Genomic DNA, 24,205 nt, shown 5'->3' with positions numbered 1-24,205 from the left:
GCACTCACACTTAAAAAAACAAAACAGGTGAAGTGATGCAGCGATTTTCCAGACAGTCTTTTGACCGGACATCGACAGATGCCCGGTTTTTGTCGTGCCCGCAAAAGGAGTCTTGATTCATGGCTGAACCTCTTTCTTTGCCAGCGGTGCCGGAACCGCCCAAAGGCGAGCGCCTGAGAAACAAGGTGGTGTTGCTGACCGGCGCTGCCCAAGGCATCGGCGAGGCCATCGTCGCGACGTTCGCGTCCCAGCAGGCCAAGCTGATCATCAGCGATATCCAGGCGGAAAAAGTCGAGAAAGTCGCAGCGCATTGGCGTGAACAAGGTGCGGACGTGGTAGCGATCAAGGCCGACGTCTCGCACCAGCAAGACCTGCACGCCATGGCCAGACTGGCGATCGACCTGCACGGCCGCATCGACGTCCTGGTCAACTGCGCCGGGGTCAACGTGTTCCGCGATCCACTGGAAATGAGCGAAGAGGATTGGCGTCGCTGTTTCGCCATCGACCTCGACGGCGCCTGGTATGGCTGCAAGGCTGTGCTGCCGCAAATGATCGAGCAGGGCATCGGCAGCATCATCAACATTGCGTCGACCCATTCCAGCCACATCATCCCGGGCTGTTTCCCGTACCCGGTGGCCAAGCACGGTTTGCTCGGCCTGACCCGTGCACTCGGCATCGAATACGCGGCCAAAGGCGTTCGCGTCAACGCCATCGCACCGGGTTACATCGAAACCCAATTGAACGTGGATTACTGGAACGGGTTTGCCGACCCGCATGCCGAGCGTCAGCGCGCCCTGGAGTTGCATCCGCCGCGTCGCATCGGTCAACCGATGGAAGTGGCCATGACCGCCGTGTTCCTGGCCAGCGACGAAGCGCCGTTCATCAATGCCTCGTGCATCACCATCGATGGTGGGCGCTCGGTGATGTACCACGACTGAATAAAACCACTTTCAGGCGCGGAACTCCGTCCGAAAGCCAATCATCATACGATATGACTATTAGCTCCAACGTTTCACCGGCTTTCAAATAACGCTCAAAAAAAATAACAAGGAGTCAGCTTATGAATCGTCGTCGCGGGATCCGTTCCCTGTGCTGTGCCGCCTTGGCGGTCACCGCGGTTAGCCTGAGCAGTACGCTGCTGGCAGCCGAGGAAGTGAAAATCGGTTTTCTGGTCAAGCAAGCGGAGGAGCCCTGGTTCCAGACCGAGTGGGCCTTCGCTGAAAAGGCCGGTAAAGACAAAGGCTTCACCGTTATCAAGATTGCCGTGCCGGACGGCGAGAAAACCCTGTCTGCCATCGACAGTCTTGCGGCCAACGGCGCCAAGGGTTTTGTGATCTGCCCGCCAGACGTCGGCCTCGGTCCGGCCATCGTGGCCAAGGCCAAAGCCAACGGTTTGAAAGTGATGGCAGTCGATGATCGTTTTGTCGATGCCAACGGCAAGTTCATGGAAGACGTGCCTTACCTCGGCATGGCCGCCTTTGAAGTCGGCCAGAAACAGGGCGCGGCGATGGCCACCGAAGCGAAGAAACGCGGCTGGGACTGGAAAGACACCTACGCGGTGATCAACACGTTCAACGAACTCGACACCGGCAAGAAGCGCACCGACGGCTCGGTCAAGGCGCTGGAAGACGCCGGTTTCCCGAAAGACCACATTCTCTTCACCGCGCAGAAAACCCTCGACGTCCCGGGCAGCATGGACGCCACCAACTCTGCGTTGGTGAAACTGCCGAGTGGCGCGAAAAACCTGATCATCGGCGGTATGAACGACAACACGGTGCTGGGCGGCGTGCGCGCTACCGAAACCGCCGGTTTTGCAGCGGCCAACGTCATCGGCATCGGCATTAACGGTACGGACGCTATCGGCGAACTGAAAAAGCCCAATAGCGGCTTCTTTGGCTCGATGCTGCCAAGCCCGCACATCGAAGGCTACAACACCGCCAGCATGATGTTTGACTGGGTCACCACCGGCAAAGAACCGCCGAAATTCACTGCCATGGACGACGTGACGCTGATCACGCGCGAGAACTTCAAGCAGGAACTGGAAAAGATCGGCCTCTGGAACTGAGGCGCGGTTGATTTCAACGGCGGCCTTGGCGACGGGGCTGCCTGATCTGTGAAGAGGTGGTTTATGCACGCGCAAGTACAGACACATGAGCACAGCGTCGGCGGCAGCCTGCGCTTCAACGGGATCGGCAAGACCTTTCCCGGCGTGAAGGCGCTGGACGGCATCAGCTTCGTCGCGCACCCGGGACAGGTTCACGCCTTGATGGGCGAGAACGGCGCCGGCAAATCGACCCTGCTGAAAATCCTCGGCGGCGCCTACACGCCGAGCAGCGGTGACCTGCAGATCGGCGAGCAGACGATGGCGTTCAAATCCACCGCCGACAGCATCGCCAGCGGCGTCGCGGTGATCCATCAAGAACTGCACCTGGTGCCGGAAATGACCGTGGCGGAGAACCTGTTTCTAGGGCACTTGCCGGCCAGTTTCGGCCTGATCAATCGTGGCGCCTTGCGCCAACAGGCGTTGGCTTGCCTCAAAGGCCTGGCCGATGAAATCGACCCGCAAGAGAAAGTCGGGCGCCTGTCTCTCGGGCAGCGGCAACTGGTGGAAATCGCCAAGGCGTTGTCCCGAGGCGCCCATGTGATTGCGTTCGACGAACCGACCAGCAGCCTGTCCGCGCGCGAGATCGACCGCTTGATGGCGATCATCGGACGCCTGCGCGACGAAGGCAAAGTGGTGCTCTACGTCTCCCATCGCATGGAAGAAGTGTTCCGCATCTGCAACGCGGTGACGGTGTTCAAGGACGGCCGCTACGTGCGCACCTTCGAGGACATGAGCGAACTGACTCACGACCAATTGGTGACGTGCATGGTCGGTCGCGACATTCAGGACATCTACGACTACCGCGCTCGGCAACGTGGTGCGGTGGCGCTCAAGGTCGATGGCCTGCTCGGCCCTGGCTTGCGTGAGCCAGTGAGTTTCGAGGCGCACAAAGGCGAGATTCTTGGATTGTTCGGGCTGGTCGGCGCCGGGCGCACCGAGCTGTTCCGCCTGCTCAGCGGCTTGGAGCGCAATACCGCCGGACGCCTGGAATTGCGCGGCCATGAACTGAAGTTGCGCTCACCTCGCGACGCGATTGCGGCCGGGATTCTGCTGTGTCCCGAGGACCGCAAGAAGGAGGGCATCATCCCGCTCGCCAGCGTCGCCGAGAACATCAATATCAGCGCACGCGGCGCACATTCCACTTTCGGCTGCCTGTTGCGTGGCCTGTGGGAAAAGGGCAATGCCGACAAACATATCAAGGCGCTGAAGGTGAAGACGCCCAGCGCCGAACAGAAAATCATGTACCTGTCCGGCGGCAATCAGCAGAAGGCCATTCTCGGTCGCTGGCTGTCGATGCCGATGAAAGTCCTGCTGCTCGACGAGCCAACGCGCGGCATCGATATCGGCGCCAAAGCCGAGATTTACCAGATCATCCATAACCTGGCCGAAAGCGGCATCGCGGTGATCGTAGTGTCCAGCGACCTGATGGAAGTGATGGGTATTTCCGACCGCATTCTGGTGCTCTGCGAAGGCGCGATGCGCGGCGAGTTGTCTCGCGCCGAGGCCAATGAATCCAACCTGCTGCAACTGGCTTTGCCGCGCCAACGCGCTGACGGCGTGGCGAACTGAGAGGTGACTATGATGACAACCCAAAACAACGCGCTGCCTACCGAGCGCAAACCCCTGGACCTGCGGCGCTTTCTCGATGACTGGGTGATGCTGTTGGCAGCCGTCGGGATCTTCGTGCTCTGCACCTTGCTGATCGACAACTTCCTCTCGCCACTGAACATGCGTGGCCTGGGCCTGGCAATTTCCACCACCGGCATCGCCGCGTGCACCATGTTGTATTGCCTGGCGTCCGGGCATTTCGATTTGTCCGTGGGCTCGGTGATTGCCTGCGCCGGCGTGGTCGCGGCGGTGGTGATGCGCGACACCGACAGCGTCTTTCTCGGGGTGGCGGCAGCGCTGTTCATGGGCCTGATTGTCGGGCTGATCAACGGGATCGTGATTGCCAAGCTGCGGGTCAACGCGTTGATCACCACGCTGGCGACCATGCAGATCGTTCGCGGTCTGGCGTACATCTTTGCCAACGGCAAAGCGGTCGGCGTCTCGCAAGAGCAGTTCTTCGTCTTCGGTAACGGCCAGTTGTTTGGCGTGCCGGTGCCGATCCTGATCACCATCGTCTGCTTCCTGTTTTTCGGCTGGCTGCTGAACTACACGACCTACGGGCGCAACACCATGGCCATCGGTGGCAACCAGGAAGCGGCGTTGCTGGCCGGGGTGAATGTCGACCGGACCAAGATCCTCATCTTCGCCGTGCATGGCGTGATCGGCGCACTGGCCGGCGTGATCCTGGCGTCGCGCATGACTTCCGGGCAGCCGATGATTGGCCAGGGTTTCGAGCTGACGGTGATCTCGGCCTGCGTACTGGGCGGGGTGTCGTTGAGCGGCGGGATCGGCATGATCCGGCATGTAATTGCCGGGGTGTTGATTCTGGCGATTATTGAAAATGCGATGAACCTGAAGAACATCGACACGTTCTACCAGTATGTGATTCGTGGTTCGATCTTGCTGCTGGCTGTCGTCATCGACCGCTTGAAGCAGCGCTAACCCCCGCTTTTGTGGCGAGGGAGCTTGCTCCCGCTGGGCTGCGTAACGGCCCCGAAATCTCTACTTTGATCGAGGATTTTGCGAGTGCTGCGCACTCGAGCGGGAGCAAGCTCCCTCGCCACAGTTGTACATCCTTCCGTCACTTACCCTAAATATCCCTTGCCCGCATCGACCCGTTTCGGTTATCACTTTGTACATGATTAGACAGGTACGATTTGACAAGAAACAACGGGTGGTCGACGAACTCATCCGGCGCATTGAAAGCGGCCTCATGGAGGACGGCTTTCTGCTGCCGGGCGAGCATCAGTTGGCTCAAGAATTCAAAGTCAGCCGAGGAACGCTGCGTGAAGCACTGGCCGAGTTGAAACGGCGCAACTACATCGCGACGCAAAGCGGTGTCGGTTCCATCGTCACCTTCGACGGCGTGGTGCTCGATCAGCGCAGCGGTTGGGCCCAGGCGCTGGCCGACAGCGGAGCGCTGGTCAATACCGAAGTGCTGCGGCTGGAAGCGGTGACGCGTGCGGACCTGATGCCGCGTTTCGGCACCGACCAATTCATCACCCTCGACCGGCGTCGCCGCTCCAACGACGGCACGCTGGTCTCCCTCGAACGCTCATTGATGCCCGCGACCGGTGGCCTGGAAAGCCTGCCGCGCGTTGGTCTGATCGACAATTCCCTGACCATCACCCTGGCCGCTTACGGCTACATCGGCGAACGCGGCGATCAATGGATCGGTGCCGAACCCCTGAATGCCGAAGACGCCGAATTGTTGGGCCGTCCTGTGGGCACCGTATTCCTCAAGGCCCTGCGGACCACCTACGACCGGCAAAACCGCTTCATGGAGCAAGTCGAAAGCTTGCTCGACCCCGTACATTTTCGCCTGCACCTGCAATTTGGAACCCCGAAATGACCGCGCTCAATCGTGCCCTGGGCGCGTTCTACGGACTGGCCCTGGGCGATGCGCTGGGCATGCCGACCCAATCCCTGAGCCGTGCCGAGATCAAGGCGCGCTTCGGCGAAATCAACGATCTGGAAGACGCCGGCCCCGATCAACCGATCGCCGCCAACATGCCCAAGGGCTCGATCACCGACGACACCGAACAGGCGATTCTGGTCGGGCAGTTGCTGATCGAAGGCGAAGGCTGGATCGATCCGTCGGTACTGGCGCAACGGTTGATCGAATGGGAAGCCGAGATGCAGGCCAAGGGCTCGCAGGACTTGCTCGGGCCTTCGACCAAACGGGCGATCGAGATGATCCTCGCCGGGCATTCGCCGGAAGAGGCGGGGCGTTACGGCACCACCAATGGCGCGGCAATGCGCATTACGCCGGTGGGCATTGCAGCCGATGTCGCCAATCCTGAGCGGTTCATCAAAGCGGTGGTGCAAGCCTGTCAGGTCACCCACAACACCACGCTGGGCATCTCCAGCGCGGCGGCGGTGGCGGCGGTGGTTTCCGCCGGGATCAATGGCATGGATTTGGGCGAGGCGCTGAACCTCGGCCAGCACATCGCGCAGCAAGCCGAAGGACATGGTCACTGGATGGCGGGCGGGCGGATTGCCTCGCGCATCAGCTGGGCGCGCAGCATCAGTGTCGACAGCGACAAGGCGCTGCTGGCGGATCTGATGTACGACGTGATCGGCACCTCGGTGGCCTCGCAGGAATCGGTGGTGGTCTCGTTTGCCCTGGCGCAGCAAGTGGCCATCGGCGAAATGAGTGCCTTCGAAGCGGTGTGCATGGCTGCGGGATTGGGCGGTGACACCGATACGATTGCGGCGATTCTCGGCGCGATGCTGGGGGCCTGCCTGGGCCTTGAGAGTTGGCCGGTGGCGATGATCGACAAGGTCAAGGCGGTTAATGGCCTGGAGCTGGAGCCGTTGGTGCAAGGGCTGTTGGCTTTGCGTTGACTGGGGTGACGCCTTCGCGAGCAGGCTCGCTCCCACAGGTTTCGCGTCCGGCATAAATCCCGTGTGGGAGCGAGCCTGCTCGCGAAGGCCGCACCGCTTATTCAAGTTATTCACCCGCAACGGATTGCACGAAAACGGCCAGGACAGCCGGGATCTAGTCTCGACTTCCGCAATTGCCCACAACCACAAAAATGGCAACAGGAGTATTTTCATGAGTTCGTCAACCGCCGGGCAAAGTGCCGGGCAACTGGAAACACGCGGCATCGAACCGGTGCCGGAAGCGGAGTGCAACGGGCATCCGCTGCAACTGTTCTGGGTATGGTTCGCCGCCAACATTTCCATCCTCGGCCTGCCGCTGGGCGCCACGCTGGTGGCGTTTCGTGGCCTGGCGATCTGGCAGGCAATCATCGTTGCGATCCTCGGTGCCGCCGGTTCCTTCGCGGTGGTCGGGATCATCTCCATCGCCGGTCGTCGTGGCCGTGCGCCGAGCCTGACGCTGTCGCGCGCGATCTTCGGTGTACGCGGCAACATCGGCCCGACCTTGGTGTCGCTGATGTCGCGCCTAGGCTGGGAAACCGTCAACACCACCACCGCCGCGTTCGTGTTGTTGTCGCTATGCTCGATCCTGTTCGGATCGCCCGTAGAAGCCAAAAGCGCGCCGGTCCTGACGTTGCTGTTTATCGCGATTTTCGTGTTGCTGACGTTGTCGGTGTCCGGCCTCGGTCACGCCACGCTGCTGGTGATTCAGAAGTGGGCGACCTATGTGTTCGGCGCGCTGAACATTGTGGTCGGCGGTTTCCTCTGCGCCACCATCGACTGGAGCGCCGTGTTCAACGCCACGCCTGCACCGTTGAGCGCAATGATCATCGGCGTTGGCACCATGGCCGCCGGCACCGGAATCGGTTGGGCCAACGCCGGTGCGGACATGTCGCGTTATCAGCATCGCAGCGTCAAAGCCGTGCGCCTCGTGGCGTCGGCAGCGTTCGGCGCGGGGATTCCACTGGTGTTGCTGATCACCCTCGGCGGCTTGCTGTCGGTGGGTAATAACGACCTGGCTTCCGCCACCGATCCGATCATCGCGATCCGCGACATGCTGCCGACCTGGATGGCCGTGCCGTACCTGATCACCGCGTTCGGCGGCTTGCTGCTGTCGAATAACCTGTCGGTGTATTCGGCCGGCCTGACCACGTTGACCCTCGGTTTGAAGGTGAAGCGCGTGTACGCGGTGGTGGTGGACATCGTCGCGATCTTCGCCGGTTCGATCTATTTCATGCTGATCGCCGACAGCTTCTACGGCCCGTTCATTACCTTCATTTCCTTGCTGGCGGTGCCGATTACCGCGTGGGTCGGGATCTTTGTCGTCGACCTGATTCACCGTCATTACTACAGCCCCAAAGACTTGCTGGACGTCAGCCCGAGCAGCGCTTACTGGTACAGCGGCGGTATCGAATGGCGCGCCTTCGGTGCGTGGGCGGTGGCGATCGTACTGGGTTTCAGTTTCACCACCATCGGCACCACCGAACAGACGGTGTGGTTCCGTGGCTTCCTCTCCGACTCGTGGCTGGGCCACAACGGCCTGGGCTGGATCGTCACGTTCCTGGTGGCAGGGGGGATTTATTGTGTACTCGGTGGCGCCAAGGATCGCCGCGCCGCCATGACCGAGAATGCTCATGCCTAATTTGCTGCACACCGGCCAGGTCATCATCGACCTGGTCATGGCCGTGGATAAATTGCCGCAAACCGGCGGCGACGTGCTGGCGAAGTCCGCCAGTTTCGAAGCCGGCGGTGGCTTTAATGTGATGGCCGCGGCCCAACGTAATGGTTTGCCCGTGGTCTATCTCGGACGCCATGGCACCGGGCGTTTCGGCGATCTGGCGCGGGAGGCGATGCGGGCGGAAGGCATCCGGATCGGCATCGCCCATCCCGCAGAACGGGACACAGGTTTGTGCGTGGCGGTAACGGATGCTTCGGCCGAACGCAGTTTCATTTCCTACATCGGTGCCGAGGGTGAAGTGACCGCCGAGGACCTGGCCAGCGTGCCGGCCGAGGCGGGCGACTATGTCTACGTCAGTGGCTACAGCCTGCTGCAGGTCGGCAAGGCGCAAGCTCTGTTGGATTGGGTTCTGGAACTGCCGAAAGGCATCAACGTGGTGTTCGATCCGGGACCGCTGGTGGATTCGCCAGATGAGCCCTTGATACAAGCCTTGCTGGCGCGCATCGATATCTGGACCAGCAACAGTGTCGAGGTGCTGCGATTTACCGGTGCATCGGACATTGCCGAGGCGCTGGATCGCTTGGTTGATCACTTGCCCGCCGAAGTGTTGATGGTGGTGCGCGATGGCCCGCAAGGGTGCTGGATCAGCCAGCGTGGCGAGCGCCAGCACGTGCCCGGTTTCAAGGTGGCGGCGGTGGACAGCAACGGCGCGGGTGATGCGCATGCCGGGGTGTTTGTGGCTGGGCTGGCGCATGGGTTGTCGGCGATTGAGGCGGCACGGCGGGCGAATGCAGCGGCAGCGTTGGCCGTCACTCGTTGGGGGCCGGCGACTTCACCGGGGAGTGCTGAGGTGGATGCGTTGATCCGTGAGATTGATGGCGTCTGAACGATAGCCTTCGCGAGCAGGCTCGCTCCCACATTGGATCTGTGTACGACGTAAATCCCTGTGGAAACGAGCCTGCTCGCGAAGGGGCCAGTCAATTCAGCAACAATCCTGACCGTTGCTCAGCTATCCAGCCTGCGCGCCGCCTCGACACCCGCCGCACTCAGTTTGATCGGCAGGTTCAACGAGTGCTCACCCGCCTCGTTGCACGTCACATGGCCGTGTTGAATCAGCCCGCGGTCCTGCAGGGCGGCGAGGGCGCTGGCCACGACTTTCTCCCCGCGATAATTGTCCAGGACCTCCTTGCCCAAGCCACTTGGGTGGGCGTGCAACAGGCGGGTCAGGACTTCTTTTTCCAGGTTGTTATCGTCGTTCATGTTTACCTCTTGATGGGTGTGGAGAGGTTGCTCGCGTCGGCGAGCTATTGATTGGCACCGCCCTCGGAACCCGAGCCACCGGTGGTGGTTTTCGAGCCGATGCCGCTGCCGGCGTTATCGGGTGTGCGGGTGTCCGGCTGGTTCAGTCCGCCTTGACGACCAGCGTCGTTACCCTGAGTCCGTGGGTCAGTGCCCGTGGAGGGCGGCAGGCTGTTATCGATGCCGGAGCCGTCGGTGTTCATGCCGGGTGCGCTCTGGATGGCGGGCGCTTTCGGGCCCTCGACCGGGTTGGTCGGGCCGGTTCCTTCAGCGAGTGTCGCGGCGAATGCGGCAGAGGACAGCAGCGTGGTGAGGGCGAGGGCGGTCAACCTGGACATGAACATGGCATCGTCTCCGTTTAATAGAGTCCTTACCTGATGTTGGTCCGCCCGCGATTTGCATTGGTGCCTGATGAGCGACGAACGGTCTAGGCCTGCTGCACGGCTTTAGCCGGCGCAACACGCCGCCAGATCAACCGGCCCACGGTGATCAGCCAGTTCAGGACAGCCACGGCCAACACGGTCAGCAGCAGCGCCGGCATTCCGTGTTCAACGATGATTTTCCCCGCCAGCAAGGGGAAACCAAACACGCCGATGAAGTAGGCGAGGCTGAACAACAGCAAGGCTTGCGAGGTGGTGCCGTGCGGCGCTTCGTTGGCCGCCAGGCCATTGATCACTGAATAGGTCAGCCCGTATCCGACGCCGAGCATCACGGCCGCCAGTACATAGCTGAACCCGCTGTCGACCACGAAACCAAACAGCACAATCGAGCCCATCATCAGGCCCGACAACAGGCAGGAGGCGCGGAACGGATCGCGCTTGACCACGATGCCGGCAATCAGCATACGGCTGCTGATCGCCGCGCCCATGAAGCCGAAAAAGAACAGCGAGTAGTCCAGCGAACGGGATGCGGCGTAACTGGTCTGGAAGCTCGACAGACCGCCGAATACACACCCGCCGAGACCGACCATGAGGATCGGGAACACGGCGCGGGACGACAGCACTTGAGCCGTTGCGCGCCAGGAAATCCGCGCGACCGAGGTGGCGGGCGCGGGCGTTTTCTTGAGCTGTGCATCCAGTCGCCAGAACAGTAAAACGCCGATCAGGCCGGCCAGCGCGGCTAGGTAAAACGCCGCGGTCACCGGATAACCAAGGGCACTGGCGGCACGGCCCAGCAAGGGGCCGCTGCCGATCCCGGTCATCATGCTGCCCGACAGCAACGCAAAGTATTTGGCACGTTGGGCCGGCGTCACCAGGCTGGCCACGATGATCGGCCCGAGGGTGTAGAACACGCCCCAACCCAGTCCCAGCAACAGTCCGAAAAACAGCAGCAAATTGCCGAAGCCCGGGGTCAGGGCGAAGCCAAGGCTGGCCGCCACCAGCAAGACACCGAACAAGGCAATCGAACGCGCAGCACCGAGCAAGTCGGACAAATGCCCGGAGACGATCACTGCGGCGAAGGTGCTGAGCATCGCGGCCGAAATCACACTGCCGGCATCGTGTTCATTGCCGCCGCGTGAGCCGATCAGCAACGACAATAAAAAGGTCGCGCCATAGGACAGCGACAGCAAATAGCTGGCGAGGCAAAACAGGCCGAACAACCGGCTGGAGACTGGAGGTGTTGCGCTGGACATGACGCGGTTCCTTGACCCGATAGACGTGAGCGTTATCTATCTATCACGGAGGGCGCCGATGTTAGGTCTGTGGTTACCGATTTCAGGGTTAGCGCTGGCCGGAGTATCACCTTCAGCAGACGCCGATCTCTTCCTTGAACTGCTCCATGAAACCCTTCAGGCGCTCATGCCTGATCTGCGCTAGACCTCGACCGGTTGGGGTCTGGAAACCGTCCGCGAGGTGCAGCAGCTTGGTCTGGAAGTGATCGAGGCAAAAGCGTTTGTCGTCGTAGTCGCGGTGCTGCGCCTCTGGGTCCAGCGGGTCGTACAACGCGCTGCCCATGCGCCCGGCAACGTAGAACGTGCGCGCGACACCGAGCAGGCCGAGGGAATCGAGACGGTCGGCGTCCTGCAAGATTTTCGCTTCGAGCGATGCAGCGGGAATGTTGGCGGAGAAGCTGTGAGCTTCAATGGCGTGGACCACTGCGCTGATGTTGGCGCCCGACCAATTCAGGTCGGCCAACACGGCGGACGCCTTCTCGGCAGCCAGTCGTGATGCCTGCGAACGCAGCGGCGAGTTCTTCTCCACCGACACGCAATCATGCAACAGCACCGCCGCGAGCAACACCTCAAGATCGCCGCCTTCCTGCGCGTGAATCGTGCGCGCGTTGTGCCAGACCCGCTGCAAGTGCGACAGGTCATGGGCACCGTCTTCTGAGGGTTCCAGCGCGTGGGGCAGCAAGTCAGCGGCGAGGGTTTGCAGAGGCGCGAATGCATCAATTGTCATGACAGTCCTTTGAAGTGAACACGTTTTTTTTGTGGCGAGGGAGCTTGCTCCCACTGGGTTGCGAAGCAGCCCCAACCCGAACGCAAAGTTATTTCAGTTAAATCCGGGTTGCCAGTTTTACGCCTGCTGCGCAGTCGAGCGGGAGCAAGCTCCCTCGCCACAGCGTTTTCTTATGTGACGGACGCAGCGTGGCAACTTAGTATGGCGTTTTCAACCTTTGACGAAGGCACGTCCCCATGACGATCGAGATCCGCCCGGCGACCCCCAGCGATGCACCGCAAATCCTCGGGTTCATCACTGAACTGGCCGACTACGAACGTGCCCGCCACGAAGTCATCGCCAGCGTCGCCGACATCGAGCGCAGCCTGTTCAGCGAAGGCGCCACCGCCCACGGCCTGATCTGCCTGCGCAACGGCCTGCCGATCGGCTTCGCCGTATTCTTCTTCAGCTATTCCACGTGGCTTGGCAGCAATTGCCTGTACCTCGAAGACCTCTACATCACCCCCGAACAACGCGGCGGCGGCGCGGGTAAAACCTTGCTGCGCCACCTGGCGAAAATCGCCTGCGCCAACGATTGCGGACGGTTTGAGTGGAGCGTGCTGGACTGGAACAAACCGGCGATCGAGTTTTATAAATCGCTGGGTGCGCAGCCGCAGGAAGAGTGGGTGCGGTATCGGATGGATGGGAAGGTGTTGCGCGAGTTTGCCGAGGGCCATTGATCGTCAGCCTTGTCGGTTAAAAGGTCGCAGCCATGAGCTGCGATTTTTTTGCATTCATCCCAATATGTGGGAGTGATATTTATATATTGAGATTGTCCCGCTTCCGGGTTTATAGTCCTGCTCACTCACTGCCAATAAACAAAACAGGTGAAGCGATGCTGGCGCAATTGATCGCGCTCGATTGGGGGACAACCTCATTACGTGCTTACAAACTCGCCGCGGGTGGCCAGGTACTCGAACAGCGTTCGCTGTCGTCGGGGATCATGCAGCTGCCGCGGACGCCGCGACTCATTAACGGTCAGGAATGCGCCGACGGTTTTGAACTGGCCTTTGATGAGGCGTGCGGTGACTGGCTCGACGCGCAGCCGGATTTGCCGGTGATTGCCTGCGGTATGGTCGGCAGCGCTCAGGGTTGGCGTGAAGCGGCTTACCGCGATACACCGGCGAACGTCGCCACTCTCGGAACGTCCCTACAAACAGTACGCAGCCTTCGCGGTGTCGATGTGCACATCGTGCCGGGTGTGATTCAGCGTTCGCGTTTGCCGAACGTCATGCGTGGCGAAGAAACCCAGGTGCTGGGCGTTCTGCAAAATCTTCAGGGCGAGGCGGGCATCGATCTGTTGATCGGCCTGCCGGGCAGTCATTCGAAATGGGTGGAAGTGGCCGACGGCTGCATCGTGCATTTCGATACCTTTATGACCGGCGAAATCTTCGCCGTGCTCAGCGAACACAGCATTCTGGGGCGCACCCAGCAGCAAGGCGCGTCCTTCGATGGCCAGGCTTTTGATCGTGGGGTGCAAGTGGCGTTGTCGGCGGACGGCGAGATCGGCCCGCTGTCGACGGTGTTCAGTGCCCGCAGCCTCGGGCTGACCGGCGAACTGAGCGCCACGGCCCAGACGGATTATTTGTCGGGCTTGTTGATCGGTCATGAGCTGGCGGCGCTGGCGACGGCCCAGCGGCGTCGGCGCAACAGCGTGCACCTGCCTTCGATCATCCTCATCGGTAATGCCCAACTCTGTGCCCGTTACAGCCGGGCCCTCGACGCCTGCGGATTTGCCCGGGTGACGCTGGCCGAACAAGCCACCGAACGCGGGTTGTGGCAGTTGGCGCTCGCCGCCGGACTGATCACTTCCAACCCATCCCGTTAAACCTGACTGGAGGTCTGACATGCTCAAACACGCCTTGGCGCAAAACGGCCTGATCGCGATCCTGCGTGGCCTGCGCCCGGAAGAAGCGGCGGCCATCGGCGAAGTCCTGTACGCCGCCGGATTTCGCGTCATCGAAGTGCCGCTCAACTCCCCTGAACCGTACGAAAGCATCCGCATCCTGCGCAGCACCTTGCCCGCCGATTGCCTGATCGGTGCCGGCACGGTGCTGACGCCGGAGCAGGTCGAGCAGGTGAAAGCCGCTGGCGGCCAAGTGATCGTCATGCCGCACAGCGATCCGAAAGTGCTGCGGGCAGCGAAAGCGGCGGGGTTGTTCCTGTCGCCGGGTGTGGCGACACCGACCGAAGCATTCGCCGCGCTGGCCGAAGGCGCCGACGTGCTGAAGATGTTCCCCGCCGAGCAGATGGGCCCTGCGGTCGTCAAAGCCTGGCTTGCGGTGTTGCCGGCCGGGACCATTCTGGCGCCGGTCGGCGGGATCACGCCGGACAACATGCAGGTGTTTATCGACGCGGGCGTCAAAGGTTTCGGTCTCGGTTCCGGCTTGTTCAAACCGGGAATGACCCCAGAGGACGTGGCCGTCAATGCCAAGGCCTACGTGGCTGCCTGGAAAGCCCTTCGCTAAGACTTTTTGGCGCTGTGAGCGCTGCCTCTAATAAGAGAGAAGAAAATGAAAATCACCAAACTGACCACCTTCATCGTTCCGCCACGCTGGTGCTTCCTCAAAGTCGAAACCGATGAGGGCGTGACGGGTTGGGGCGAGCCTGTGGTTGAAGGTCGCGCCCACACCGTGGCGGCTGCCGTTGAAGAATTGTCCGACTACCTGATCGGCAAGGACCCACGCAACATCGAAGACATCTGGACCGTGCTCTATCGCGGCGGCTTCTATCGGGGTGGCGCGATCCACATGAGCGCGCTGGCCGGTATCGATCAGGCGTTGTGGGACATCAAGGGCAAGGCTCTGGGCGTGTCGGTCAGCGATCTGCTCGGTGGCCAGGTGCGCGACAAGATTCGAGTGTATTCGTGGATCGGCGGCGACCGCCCGGCAGACACCGCGCGTGCGGCGAAAGAAGCGGTCTCCCGTGGTTTCACTGCGGTGAAAATGAACGGCACCGAAGAACTGCAATTCCTCGATTCCTTCGAGAAAGTCGACCTGGCCCTGGCCAACGTCGCCGCCGTGCGTGACGCGGTCGGGCCGAACGTCGGCATCGGCGTCGACTTCCATGGCCGGGTGCACAAGCCGATGGCCAAGGTGCTGATGAAGGAACTTGATCCGTACAAACTGATGTTCATCGAAGAGCCGGTGCTCAGCGAAAACTACGAGGCGCTGAAGGAATTGGCGCCGCTGACCAGCACCCCGATTGCCCTCGGTGAGCGGCTGTTCTCGCGCTGGGATTTCAAGCGTGTACTGAGCGAGGGTTACGTCGACATCATTCAGCCGGATGCGTCCCACGCCGGCGGCATCACCGAAACCCGCAAGATCGCCAACATGGCCGAAGCCTACGACGTGGCGCTGGCGCTGCATTGCCCGTTGGGACCGATTGCGCTGGCGGCGTGCCTGCAACTGGACGCGGTTTGCTACAACGCGTTCATCCAGGAACAGAGCCTGGGCATCCACTACAACGAGAGCAATGACCTGCTCGATTACGTGAAAGATCCGCGGGTGTTCGATTACGACAAAGGCTTCGTGAAGATCCCGAATGGCCCGGGGTTGGGCATCGAGATCAACGAGGAATACGTGATCGAACGCGCAGCGGTCGGCCACCGCTGGCGCAACCCGATCTGGCGCCATGCCGATGGCAGTTTTGCTGAGTGGTAAGAGCTATCCGACTCAACAACACATAACCCCTGTGGGAGCGAGCCTGCTCGCGAAGACGGCGGCACATCCAACCTTGATGTGACTGCCAGAACGCTTTCGCGAGCAGGCTCGCTCCCACAGTTTGATCTCCATGGTTAGCGAGATCTGCGTTTCACATTGACCTCAATAAACATAAGAAGAGGCACTCCTCATGCAACCGCAAACCCTCACCGGGCAAGCGTCGTTGGTGACGCCCAGTCGCAAGCGATTTTTCATCATGGTCCTGCTGTTCATCACCGTGGTGATCAACTACCTCGACCGCAGCAACCTCTCCATCGCCGCCCCGGCGCTGACCAGCGAACTGGGTATCGACCCGATCCATGTCGGGCTGATCTTCTCGGCGTTCGGCTGGACTTACGCCGCCATGCAGATTCCCGGCGGCTGGCTGGTGGACCGTGTGCCGCCGCGCATCCTTTACAGCGTCGCCTTGCTGCTGTGGTCGATCGCCACCGTGATGCTCGGTTTCGCCGGCAGCTTCATCGCACTGTTCGTCTTGCGCATGGCGGTCGGTGCCTTGGAAGCCCCGGCGTACCCGATCAACAGCCGCGTGGTCACCACCTGGTTTCCCGAGCGCGAACGCGCCACGGCCATCGGCTTCTACACCTCCGGGCAGTTTGTCGGCCTGGCCTTCCTGACGCCGGTTCTGGCCTGGCTCCAGCACGAGTTCGGCTGGCACATGGTGTTCGTCAGCACCGGTGCGGTGGGCATTCTGTGGGCGGTGATCTGGTACGCGGTGTACCGCGAACCCCGGGATTTCAAAGGCGCCAACGACGCTGAAATCGACCTGATCCGCGAGGGCGGCGGGTTGGTGGATATCCAGGCCGAACAAGCCAAAGTCAAAGCGAAATTCAGCTGGACCGACCTCGGCATCGTTCTGACCAAACGCAAGTTGTGGGGCATCTACCTCGGCCAGTTCTGCCTTAATTCGACGTTATGGTTTTTCCTGACGTGGTTCCCGACCTATCTGGTGAAATATCGCGGCATGGACTTCATCAAGTCTGGCCTGCTGGCGTCGCTGCCGTTTCTCGCCGCCTTCGTCGGCGTGTTGTGTTCGGGCTTCTTCTCCGACTTCCTGATCCGTCGCGGCTACACGGTGGGTTTCGCCCGCAAGCTGCCGATCATTGGCGGCCTGCTGATTTCCACCTCGATCATCGGCGCCAACTTCGTCGAGTCGACGCCGCTGGTGATTGCGTTCCTGGCACTGGCGTTCTTCGGCAACGGGTTGGCGTCGATCACCTGGTCGCTGGTTTCAACCTTGGCACCGGCGCGTTTACTGGGACTGACCGGCGGGGTGTTCAACTTCATCGGCAACCTGTCGGCGATTACCACGCCGATCGTCATCGGTTTCCTGGCGACCGGGGATTCGTTTGCCCCGGCGATTACCTACATCTCGGTTCTGGCATTGATCGGCGCACTTTCCTACATCTTGCTGGTGGGCAAAGTCGAGCGTATCAAGTTGTAGTGGCAGGCATCGGGCGACCATAATGCCGCCCGTTCACTCGCTCAACGGTAAAGGCTGGATATGCAGGAAGACGCCCCAAAAATCGCCAAGGACGCCGCCCCGACCGGCACCCAGACCCTGCTTCGTGGTCTGGGTGTGGTGCAGGCCGTGGCCAGCGGCGCCCGCGACCTCAAGGAAATCGCCCGGCTGATCGGCACGACGCGCAGCACCACCCATCGTCTGGCCAGTTGCCTGGTGGACGAGCGTTACCTGCGTGTGGTGCCGCAAGTCGGTTATCTGTTGGGGCCGAAGCTGATTGAACTGGGTTTCCAGGCGCGCGAAGAATTGCCGCTGGTGACCCTGGCCGGGCCGTATCTGGATGAGTTGTCGGCGTTGACCGGCGACACCATTCACCTGGCGATTCGTGAAGGCGACGAGGTGCTGTACCTGCACAAGAATCCGGGGCGCAATGGCCCGGAAATGCGTTCGCGAGTCGGCCATCGCATGCCGTTGGCCCGCACCGGGATCGGCAAGGCCTTGATGCTCGATGACTCGCAGGAAGAGTGGCAGCGGCTGTACGAAGTCAGCTTGCCGGCGGGTGGGAAGAATCTGTTTTGGCCGCAGCACCCGGAGCAATCCTGGGAGCAGTTTCAGCAGCGCATGGTCGAGTATGTCGCAGGCGGCTACGCCTTCGATCTGGAAGACAACGAACCGTCGATCCGTTGTGTGGCGGCGCCGATCCGTGATGCCAGCAAGCGCATCGTCGCCGGCATCAGCATCGCCAGCACCGTGCCTTACATGCCGCTGGAAAAAATGGCCGAGCTGATTCCCCTGATCAAAGGGGTCACAACCCGGCTCTCGGCAGAACTCGGCGCGAAGGTTTAGACCTTCAGCGTCGCCATGTCGATCACGAAGCGATACTTCACGTCACCGGCGATCATGCGGGCGTAAGCCTCGTTGATCTGGCGGATGTCGAGCATTTCGATGTCGCAGGTGATGTTGTGCTCGGCGCAGAAATCCAGCACTTCCTGGGTTTCGGCAATCCCGCCGATCAACGAGCCAGCCAGTACACGACGGCCCAACACCAGTTTGGCAGCGTGGACCGGTGGATCGATCGGTTCGATCAAGCCCACCAGAATATGTACGCCGTCGAAACGCAGGGTGTCGAGGTACGGATTGAGGTCGTGCTGCACCGGAATGGTGTCGAGCAGGAAGTCGAAGTAGCCGGCAGCGGCTTTCATCTGGTCGGCATCGGTGGACACTATTACGTGGTCCGCACCTTGGCGACGACCTTCTTCGGCCTTGCTCGCCGAGCGGGTGAACAGCGTGACTTCTGCGCCCATCGCCTTGGCGAACTTGATGCCCATGTGGCCGAGACCGCCCATGCCGAGGATCCCGACCTTGTCACCGGCCTTGACCCCGTAATGCTTGAGCGGCGAGTAGGTGGTGATGCCGGCACAGAGGATCGGTGCGGCGCTGGCCAGCGCGAGTTTTTCCGGGATGCGTACGACAAAGTGCTCGCTGACCACGATGCTGTCGGAGTACCCGCCCATGGTGTTGCTGCCATCGACCCGGTCCGGCGTGGCGTAGGTCATGGTCGGACCTTCGAGGCAATATTGCTCGAGGTTGGACTGGCAGGCTTCGCAGCTCCGGCAAGAATCGACCATGCAACCGACGCCGACCAGATCGCCGATTTTATGCTGGGTGACGTTCGCGCCGATGGCGGTGACTTTCCCTACGATCTCGTGGCCGGGCATCAGCGGGTACACGGCAATACCCCATTCGTTGCGGGCCTGGTGGATGTCGGAGTGGCAGACGCCGCAGTAGAGAATTTCGATCGCCACGTCGTCGGCCCGAGGGCTGCGGCGTTCGAATTTTACGGGGGCGAGGGGAGTGGTGGCCGACTGGGCGGCGTATCCGATGGCGGTGTACATGAGGAACCTCGCAAAAGCAGTGACAGGTGAGGCGGTGCATTCTGGGCGCCGCACCTTGCACCGGCCATGGCGATTCCTCCGGGTGTCATGCCTATTCCTCCGGCATCCACGGGCGATTGATCAAATGTGCGATCAGACCTGCGAAGATGCTTTCATCCCTTTTTCCGCGACATTTTTGTGAAGAGCGCCCATGTTGTTGACCCGTCATCTCGATGCCAATGCCACGCTGGTTTCGCTGATTCAGCCGCTGACCACACGCGACGGCTTCGCGCCCACCGCGTTGCCGGGTGTGCAGGTATTGCGTGCCAGTTGTGATGTGGCGCGTGGGCCGCAGATCTATGAGCCGAGCCTGGTCATCATCGTCCAGGGCAGTAAATTGGCGTACCTGGGGCCGCGTACGCTGGAGTACGGCGCCGGTCATTATCTGATTCAGGCGCTGCCGGTGCCGTTCGAGTGCGAGACCTTTGCCGCGCCGGAGGGGCCGATGCTGGGGATTTCCATCGCGATCGACCGCACGTTGCTCGGCGAATTGGTGTTGGCCATGGGGCTGGTGGCGGGGCGCAATATTGCGGCGCAGACGCTGGAGTCGATGACTTCGACGGTGCTCGACGACGCGATGCGCGGGTGTGTGGAACGGTTGCTGCGCTGCCTGCACGATCCGCTGGAATGCCAGGTGATGGGCCAGGCGCGATTGCGTGAGTTGTTGTTCGTCGCGTTGCGCGGGCCACAAGCCGATGTGTTGCGTGCACTGGTGGAGCAGCAGGGGCAATTCGCCCGGGTCGCGGCCTCGCTCAGTCATCTGCATGCGCATTACACCGAGCCGCTGAATGTCGAGACGCTGGCCAGTTGCGCAAACATGAGTGCGTCGACGTTTCATGAGCATTTCAAGCGCAGCACGTTGTTGTCACCGGTGCAGTATCTGAAGCGCTTGCGTTTGCTCAAGGCGCAGCAGTTGTTGCTTTCCGAGGGCCTGGGCGTAGCGCAGGTGGCGCATCGGGTGGGGTATCAGAGCACGTCGCAGTTCAGTCGGGAGTACAAGCGCTACTTTGAGCGTAATCCCGGGGATGAACGCGCAGCCTGATCCACCGCAAATCCCTGTAGGTGCATGATCTTGAATCGCGGGCAACAAAAAGGCCCCCATTTCGGGAGCCTTGATGTTCAGGCGTTCGACTTACATGTTCGGGTAAGTCGGGCCGCCAGCACCTTCCGGGGTGACCCAGGTGATGTTCTGTGCAGGGTCCTTGATGTCGCAGGTCTTGCAGTGAACACAGTTCTGGGCGTTGATCTGGAAGCGCTTCTCGCCGTCTTCCTTGGTGATCACTTCGTACACGCCGGCCGGGCAGTAGCGCTGCGCGGGTTCATCGTACAGCGGCAGGTTTTTGCTGATCGGGATGCTCGGGTCGGTCAGCTTCAAGTGGCAAGGCTGTTCTTCTTCGTGGTTGGTACCGGAGATGAACACCGAGCTGAGTTTGTCGAAGCTGATCTTGCCGTCCGGTTTCGGGTAGTCGATCTTCTTGCAGTCAGCCGCTAGCTTCAGGCAAGCGTAATCCGGCTTGGTGTCGTGCAAGGTGAACGGCAGTTTGCCGCCGAAGATGTTCTGGTCGAGCCAGTTGAAACCACCGCCGACGATGGCGCCGAACTTGTGGATCGCCGGGCCGAAGTTGCGGCTGGCGAACAGTTCGTCGTAGAGCCAGCTCTTCTTGAACGCGTCGACGTAGGTGGTCAGCTCTTCGGTGCCGTCTTTCTCGGCGAACAGCGCCTCGGCCACGGATTCAGCGGCGAGCATGCCGGACTTCATGGCGGTGTGGCTGCCTTTGATCTTGGCGAAGTTCAGGGTGCCGAGGTCGCAACCGATCAGCGCGCCACCCTTGAAGACCATTTTCGGCAACGAGTTCAGGCCACCTTTGCAGATGGCACGTGCGCCGTAGCTGACGCGCTTGCCGCCTTCCAGGTACTGCTTGAGCACCGGGTGGTGCTTGAGGCGCTGGAACTCGTCGAACGGCGACAGGTAGGTGTTGCTGTAGGACAGATCGACGATCAGGCCGACGACCACCTGGTTGTTTTCCAGGTGATAGAGGAACGAGCCACCGGTGTTCTCGGTGCCCATGATGTCCAGCGGCCAGCCGGCGGTGTGAACCACCAGGCCTGGCTGGTGTTTGGCCGGGTCGATGTCCCAGATTTCTTTCAGGCCGATGCCGTAATGCTGGGCGTCGGCTTCGCTGTCGAGGTTGAAGCGCTTGATCAGTTGCTTGCCGATGTGGCCACGGCAGCCTTCGGCGAACAGCGTGTATTTGCCACGCAGTTCCATGCCCGGGGTGTACAGGCCTTCTTTCGGATGGCCTTCGCGGTCAACGCCCAAGTCACCGGTGATGATCCCGCGAACCACGCCGCTCTCGTCGATCAGCGCTTCCTGGGCGGCGAAGCCCGGGTAGATTTCTACGCCCAGGTTCTCGGCCTGCTGGGCCAGCCAGCGGCACAGGTTGCCCAGCGAGATGATGTAGTTGCCTTCGTTGTGCATGGTCTTGGGCACAAAGAGGTCAGGAATCTTTTGCGCGCTTTCAGCGTTCTTGAGAACGAAGATGTCATCGCGGGTGACCGGCGTGTTCAGCGGGGCGCCGAGTTCTTTCCAGTCCGGGAACAGTTCGTTCAGGGCGCGTGGTTCGAACACGGCACCGGACAGGATGTGAGCACCGACTTCGGAGCCTTTTTCGACCACGCAGACGCTGATTTCCTTACCGGCTTCAGCAGCCTTCTGCTTCAAGCGGCAGGCAGCGGAAAGACCAGCGGGGCCGGCACCGACGATGACGACGTCGAATTCCATGTATTCGCGTTCCACAGGTTATCTCCTACTCAAGGCTCAACAGTTTTTTTTCTAATTGGAGGTTTGGTGTCGCATCCATGAATCCCTGCACTAATGCCGGGAGGGGACAATCGATTAGTCACCTTTCTCTCTGGGTGGCGCATTATATCTACACCACTCCTAGCGTCCAATACAAACGTTTGTTTGAATTGGCTCAAAGCCAGAGAAATCAAAGTCACGCGGCTTACGAACGGCCATTTTGCCGTATTGACCGGAATAGGCGTTCCGGTCAAGATACGGTCGGTTTTGCGCTCGCCGTAGGCTGACTGTTGGTTTCAAGAGCACCTCTAAAGACAGGGCGATGGCAGTGGAAAGTGATGCGCAGCGCAGGTTTGGCTCGCAGTTTACACGCCGCGATATTGAATGACTCGTTGGTCACCACTGACGAACGGTCATGCACTTCATGAGCGATGGTCACTTGACACGTTTGCCGGCGTTTTTAGAGGTGCCCTTGCGCCCGATGAGCATCAACCGCCAGGTTCGCCTAGGCGACTTTCTTTTCACCGGAGAGTAACGAGGAATCCATGAAGGTTCTTGTAGCTGTCAAACGCGTTGTGGATTACAACGTCAAGGTCCGCGTCAAGGCGGACAATTCCGGCGTCGATCTTGCCAACGTCAAGATGTCGATGAACCCGTTCTGCGAAATCGCAGTGGAAGAAGCCGTACGCCTGAAAGAGAAAGGCGTTGCGACTGAAATCGTCGTCGTCTCCGTCGGCCCGTCCACCGCTCAAGAGCAACTGCGCACCGCGCTGGCTCTGGGTGCCGACCGCGCCATCCTCGTCGAATCCGCCGAAGACCTGACTTCGCTGGCCGTTGCCAAACTGTTGAAGGCTGTTGTCGACAAGGAACAGCCTCAGCTGGTGATCCTTGGCAAACAAGCCATCGACAGCGACAACAACCAGACTGGCCAGATGCTCGCTGCACTGAGCGGCTACGGTCAGGGCACGTTCGCTTCGAAAGTCGAAATCAGCGGCGACAGCGTTGCCGTGACTCGCGAAGTCGACGGCGGCGCTCAGACAGTTTCCCTGAAACTGCCGGCCATCGTCACCACCGACCTGCGTTTGAACGAGCCGCGCTACGCGTCCCTGCCAAACATCATGAAAGCCAAGAAGAAGCCTCTCGAAGTGCTGACTCCGGACGCTTTGGGCGTTTCCACCGCCTCCACCAACAAGACCGTGAAAGTCGAAGCGCCTGCTGCACGCAGCGCGGGTATCAAGGTCAAGTCGGTGGCTGAACTGGTCGAGAAACTGAAAAACGAAGCGAAGGTAATCTAATCATGACTATCTTGGTAATCGCTGAGCACGACAACAAGGTTGTGGCTCCTGCCACCCTGAACACCGTGGCTGCTGCCGCCAAAATCGGTGGTGACATCCACGTTCTGGTTGCCGGCCAAGGCGTTGGCGCTGTGGCTGAAGCCGCTGCGAAAATCGCTGGCGTGAGCAAAGTATTGGTAGCTGACAACGCTGCCTACGCTCACCAACTTCCGGAAAACGTAGCGCCTCTGGTTGCAGAGTTGGGCAAGGGCTACAGCCACATCCTGGCTGCCGCGACTTCCAACGGCAAAAACATCCTGCCGCGCGTTGCCGCTCAGCTGGACGTTGACCAGATCTCCGAGATCATCTCGGTCGAAAGCGCTGACACCTTCAAGCGTCCGATCTACGCCGGTAACGCCATCGCTACCGTTCAGTCCAACGCTTCGGTGAAAGTCATCACCGTGCGTGCCACCGGTTTCGACCCGGTTGCTGCTGAAGGTGGTTCGGCTGCTGTTGAATCCGTTGCTGCTGCTCACGATGCTGCGATCTCCAGCTTCGTTGGCGAAGAACTGGCCAAGTCCGATCGTCCGGAACTGACCGCTGCCAAAATCGTCGTTTCCGGCGGTCGTGGCATGCAGAACGGCGACAACTTCAAACACCTGTACGCCCTGGCTGACAAGCTGGGCGCTGCTGTCGGTGCTTCCCGCGCCGCGGTCGACGCAGGTTTTGTACCCAACGACATGCAGGTCGGTCAGACCGGCAAGATCGTTGCTCCACAGCTGTACATCGCGGTCGGTATTTCCGGCGCGATCCAGCATCTGGCCGGCATGAAAGACTCCAAGGTGATCGTTGCGATCAACAAGGACGAAGAAGCGCCGATCTTCCAGGTGGCCGATTACGGCCTGGTGGCAGACCTGTTCGAAGCAATCCCCGAGTTCGAGAAGCTGGTCTAATCCAGCGGCCTGACTTATAAAGAGCCCGACCTTTTGGTCGGGCTTTTTTTTGT

General features: G+C 60.7%; 23 protein-coding genes. 17 read left to right on the top strand and 6 right to left on the bottom strand.

What is annotated here, in order from left to right:
* Positions 1–119: 119 nt before the first annotated feature.
* The 8 genes from AC07N8_RS18225 (at position 120) to AC07N8_RS18190 (ending at position 9,159) form a co-directional block, all read left to right on the top strand.
* A complete protein-coding gene (locus AC07N8_RS18225) occupies positions 120–938 on the top strand; it encodes an SDR family oxidoreductase (RefSeq protein WP_493145236.1) in 819 nt (272 codons plus the stop codon).
* Between the two features lie 122 nt (positions 939–1,060).
* Positions 1,061–2,065 (top strand): substrate-binding domain-containing protein, encoded by a 1,005-nt coding sequence (locus tag AC07N8_RS18220; RefSeq protein WP_140667323.1) that lies wholly within the window; start codon positions 1,061–1,063, stop codon positions 2,063–2,065.
* A 63-nt stretch (positions 2,066–2,128) separates the two neighbouring features.
* A complete protein-coding gene (gene araG, locus AC07N8_RS18215; protein ID WP_483841344.1) occupies positions 2,129–3,673 on the top strand; it encodes an L-arabinose ABC transporter ATP-binding protein AraG in 1,545 nt (514 codons plus the stop codon).
* 12 nt (positions 3,674–3,685) lie between these two features.
* Entirely contained in the window at positions 3,686–4,654 is a 969-nt protein-coding gene (araH, locus tag AC07N8_RS18210; RefSeq protein WP_483841459.1) for an L-arabinose ABC transporter permease AraH, read from the top strand.
* 196 nt (positions 4,655–4,850) lie between these two features.
* Complete coding sequence (locus AC07N8_RS18205) at positions 4,851–5,564, top strand: GntR family transcriptional regulator (RefSeq protein ID WP_493145233.1); 714 nt, start codon at positions 4,851–4,853, stop codon at positions 5,562–5,564.
* Positions 5,561–6,559, top strand: a complete 999-nt coding sequence (locus tag AC07N8_RS18200) for an ADP-ribosylglycohydrolase family protein (RefSeq protein ID WP_493145231.1) — start codon at positions 5,561–5,563, stop codon at positions 6,557–6,559. Before AC07N8_RS18205 ends, AC07N8_RS18200 begins: the two co-directional genes overlap by 4 nt.
* A 211-nt stretch (positions 6,560–6,770) precedes the next feature.
* Entirely contained in the window at positions 6,771–8,237 is a 1,467-nt protein-coding gene (locus tag AC07N8_RS18195) for a purine-cytosine permease family protein (RefSeq protein WP_493145229.1), read from the top strand.
* Positions 8,230–9,159 carry a PfkB family carbohydrate kinase gene (locus AC07N8_RS18190; RefSeq protein WP_493145227.1) on the top strand — a complete coding sequence of 310 codons (930 nt, stop codon included), beginning with the start codon at positions 8,230–8,232 and terminating at the stop codon, positions 9,157–9,159. The genes AC07N8_RS18195 and AC07N8_RS18190 overlap by 8 nt, the downstream gene beginning before the upstream one ends.
* Before the next feature lie 119 nt (positions 9,160–9,278).
* On the opposite strand, the gene AC07N8_RS18185 is transcribed toward AC07N8_RS18190, so the two are convergent.
* The 4 genes from AC07N8_RS18185 to AC07N8_RS18170 all read right to left on the bottom strand — a co-directional run bounded on the left by AC07N8_RS18185 (position 9,279) and on the right by AC07N8_RS18170 (position 11,971).
* The gene (locus tag AC07N8_RS18185) at positions 9,279–9,533 is read right to left on the bottom strand and encodes a hypothetical protein (RefSeq protein WP_483841339.1); all 255 of its coding nucleotides are present in this window, start codon (positions 9,531–9,533) and stop codon (positions 9,279–9,281) included.
* Between the two features lie 44 nt (positions 9,534–9,577).
* Entirely contained in the window at positions 9,578–9,916 is a 339-nt protein-coding gene (locus tag AC07N8_RS18180; protein WP_483841338.1) for a hypothetical protein, read from the bottom strand.
* Positions 9,917–9,999: 83 nt separating this feature from the next.
* Positions 10,000–11,205 (bottom strand): MFS transporter, encoded by a 1,206-nt coding sequence (locus tag AC07N8_RS18175; RefSeq protein WP_493145225.1) that lies wholly within the window; start codon positions 11,203–11,205, stop codon positions 10,000–10,002.
* 112 nt (positions 11,206–11,317) lie between these two features.
* Positions 11,318–11,971 (bottom strand): HD domain-containing protein, encoded by a 654-nt coding sequence (locus AC07N8_RS18170; protein ID WP_493145224.1) that lies wholly within the window; start codon positions 11,969–11,971, stop codon positions 11,318–11,320.
* A gap of 236 nt (positions 11,972–12,207) precedes the next feature.
* Between AC07N8_RS18170 and AC07N8_RS18165 the strand changes: the two genes are divergently transcribed.
* From AC07N8_RS18165 to AC07N8_RS18140, 6 genes are all read left to right on the top strand, one after another.
* Entirely contained in the window at positions 12,208–12,690 is a 483-nt protein-coding gene (locus tag AC07N8_RS18165; RefSeq protein WP_493145222.1) for a GNAT family N-acetyltransferase, read from the top strand.
* Between the two features lie 155 nt (positions 12,691–12,845).
* Complete coding sequence (locus AC07N8_RS18160; RefSeq protein ID WP_493145221.1) at positions 12,846–13,838, top strand: 2-dehydro-3-deoxygalactonokinase; 993 nt, start codon at positions 12,846–12,848, stop codon at positions 13,836–13,838.
* Between the two features lie 19 nt (positions 13,839–13,857).
* A complete protein-coding gene (locus AC07N8_RS18155) occupies positions 13,858–14,478 on the top strand; it encodes a 2-dehydro-3-deoxy-6-phosphogalactonate aldolase (RefSeq protein ID WP_027924069.1) in 621 nt (206 codons plus the stop codon).
* 45 nt (positions 14,479–14,523) lie between these two features.
* Entirely contained in the window at positions 14,524–15,672 is a 1,149-nt protein-coding gene (gene dgoD / locus AC07N8_RS18150) for a galactonate dehydratase (protein WP_007903915.1), read from the top strand.
* Between the two features lie 190 nt (positions 15,673–15,862).
* Positions 15,863–17,173, top strand: a complete 1,311-nt coding sequence (locus AC07N8_RS18145; protein WP_483841334.1) for an MFS transporter — start codon at positions 15,863–15,865, stop codon at positions 17,171–17,173.
* A 60-nt stretch (positions 17,174–17,233) separates the two neighbouring features.
* A complete protein-coding gene (locus tag AC07N8_RS18140) occupies positions 17,234–18,037 on the top strand; it encodes an IclR family transcriptional regulator (protein WP_493145217.1) in 804 nt (267 codons plus the stop codon).
* Here the strand turns inward: AC07N8_RS18140 and AC07N8_RS18135 are convergent.
* The gene (locus AC07N8_RS18135) at positions 18,034–19,086 is read right to left on the bottom strand and encodes an NAD(P)-dependent alcohol dehydrogenase (protein WP_460152100.1); all 1,053 of its coding nucleotides are present in this window, start codon (positions 19,084–19,086) and stop codon (positions 18,034–18,036) included. The two genes, AC07N8_RS18140 and AC07N8_RS18135, sit on opposite strands and share 4 nt — an antisense overlap.
* 190 nt (positions 19,087–19,276) lie before the next feature.
* Between AC07N8_RS18135 and AC07N8_RS18130 the strand changes: the two genes are divergently transcribed.
* Positions 19,277–20,167: an AraC family transcriptional regulator gene (locus AC07N8_RS18130; RefSeq protein ID WP_493145215.1), complete on the top strand. Its 891-nt coding sequence runs from the start codon at positions 19,277–19,279 to the stop codon at positions 20,165–20,167.
* 90 nt (positions 20,168–20,257) lie between these two features.
* Here AC07N8_RS18130 and AC07N8_RS18125 read toward each other — a convergent pair whose 3' ends face one another.
* Entirely contained in the window at positions 20,258–21,922 is a 1,665-nt protein-coding gene (locus AC07N8_RS18125) for an electron transfer flavoprotein-ubiquinone oxidoreductase (RefSeq protein WP_483841332.1), read from the bottom strand.
* Between the two features lie 548 nt (positions 21,923–22,470).
* On the opposite strand from AC07N8_RS18125, the gene AC07N8_RS18120 reads away from it, so the two are divergent.
* Positions 22,471–23,220, top strand: coding sequence for an electron transfer flavoprotein subunit beta/FixA family protein (locus AC07N8_RS18120; RefSeq protein ID WP_007945693.1), 750 nt, complete (start codon positions 22,471–22,473; stop codon positions 23,218–23,220).
* A gap of 2 nt (positions 23,221–23,222) precedes the next feature.
* Positions 23,223–24,152: an electron transfer flavoprotein subunit alpha/FixB family protein gene (locus AC07N8_RS18115; RefSeq protein ID WP_140667304.1), complete on the top strand. Its 930-nt coding sequence runs from the start codon at positions 23,223–23,225 to the stop codon at positions 24,150–24,152.
* Positions 24,153–24,205 lie beyond the last annotated feature (53 nt).

The organism is Pseudomonas sp. GW821-FHT10C09 (genome assembly GCF_059415465.1).
This window is presented reverse-complemented; position numbering and strand designations above follow the sequence as displayed.

Coding starts and splice junctions, on each gene's coding strand:
- AC07N8_RS18115 (WP_140667304.1), top strand. CDS start 23,223: ATGACTATCTTGGTAATCGCTGAGCACGACAACAAGGTTGTGGCTCCT.
- AC07N8_RS18120 (WP_007945693.1), top strand. CDS start 22,471: ATGAAGGTTCTTGTAGCTGTCAAACGCGTTGTGGATTACAACGTCAAG.
- AC07N8_RS18185 (WP_483841339.1), bottom strand. CDS start 9,533: ATGAACGACGATAACAACCTGGAAAAAGAAGTCCTGACCCGCCTGTTG.
- AC07N8_RS18205 (WP_493145233.1), top strand. CDS start 4,851: ATGATTAGACAGGTACGATTTGACAAGAAACAACGGGTGGTCGACGAA.
- AC07N8_RS18200 (WP_493145231.1), top strand. CDS start 5,561: ATGACCGCGCTCAATCGTGCCCTGGGCGCGTTCTACGGACTGGCCCTG.
- AC07N8_RS18170 (WP_493145224.1), bottom strand. CDS start 11,971: ATGACAATTGATGCATTCGCGCCTCTGCAAACCCTCGCCGCTGACTTG.
- AC07N8_RS18180 (WP_483841338.1), bottom strand. CDS start 9,916: ATGTTCATGTCCAGGTTGACCGCCCTCGCCCTCACCACGCTGCTGTCC.
- dgoD (WP_007903915.1), top strand. CDS start 14,524: ATGAAAATCACCAAACTGACCACCTTCATCGTTCCGCCACGCTGGTGC.
- AC07N8_RS18155 (WP_027924069.1), top strand. CDS start 13,858: ATGCTCAAACACGCCTTGGCGCAAAACGGCCTGATCGCGATCCTGCGT.
- AC07N8_RS18135 (WP_460152100.1), bottom strand. CDS start 19,086: ATGTACACCGCCATCGGATACGCCGCCCAGTCGGCCACCACTCCCCTC.
- araG (WP_483841344.1), top strand. CDS start 2,129: ATGCACGCGCAAGTACAGACACATGAGCACAGCGTCGGCGGCAGCCTG.
- AC07N8_RS18195 (WP_493145229.1), top strand. CDS start 6,771: ATGAGTTCGTCAACCGCCGGGCAAAGTGCCGGGCAACTGGAAACACGC.
- araH (WP_483841459.1), top strand. CDS start 3,686: ATGACAACCCAAAACAACGCGCTGCCTACCGAGCGCAAACCCCTGGAC.
- AC07N8_RS18165 (WP_493145222.1), top strand. CDS start 12,208: ATGACGATCGAGATCCGCCCGGCGACCCCCAGCGATGCACCGCAAATC.
- AC07N8_RS18225 (WP_493145236.1), top strand. CDS start 120: ATGGCTGAACCTCTTTCTTTGCCAGCGGTGCCGGAACCGCCCAAAGGC.
- AC07N8_RS18130 (WP_493145215.1), top strand. CDS start 19,277: ATGTTGTTGACCCGTCATCTCGATGCCAATGCCACGCTGGTTTCGCTG.
- AC07N8_RS18140 (WP_493145217.1), top strand. CDS start 17,234: ATGCAGGAAGACGCCCCAAAAATCGCCAAGGACGCCGCCCCGACCGGC.
- AC07N8_RS18160 (WP_493145221.1), top strand. CDS start 12,846: ATGCTGGCGCAATTGATCGCGCTCGATTGGGGGACAACCTCATTACGT.
- AC07N8_RS18190 (WP_493145227.1), top strand. CDS start 8,230: ATGCCTAATTTGCTGCACACCGGCCAGGTCATCATCGACCTGGTCATG.
- AC07N8_RS18175 (WP_493145225.1), bottom strand. CDS start 11,205: ATGTCCAGCGCAACACCTCCAGTCTCCAGCCGGTTGTTCGGCCTGTTT.
- AC07N8_RS18145 (WP_483841334.1), top strand. CDS start 15,863: ATGCAACCGCAAACCCTCACCGGGCAAGCGTCGTTGGTGACGCCCAGT.
- AC07N8_RS18220 (WP_140667323.1), top strand. CDS start 1,061: ATGAATCGTCGTCGCGGGATCCGTTCCCTGTGCTGTGCCGCCTTGGCG.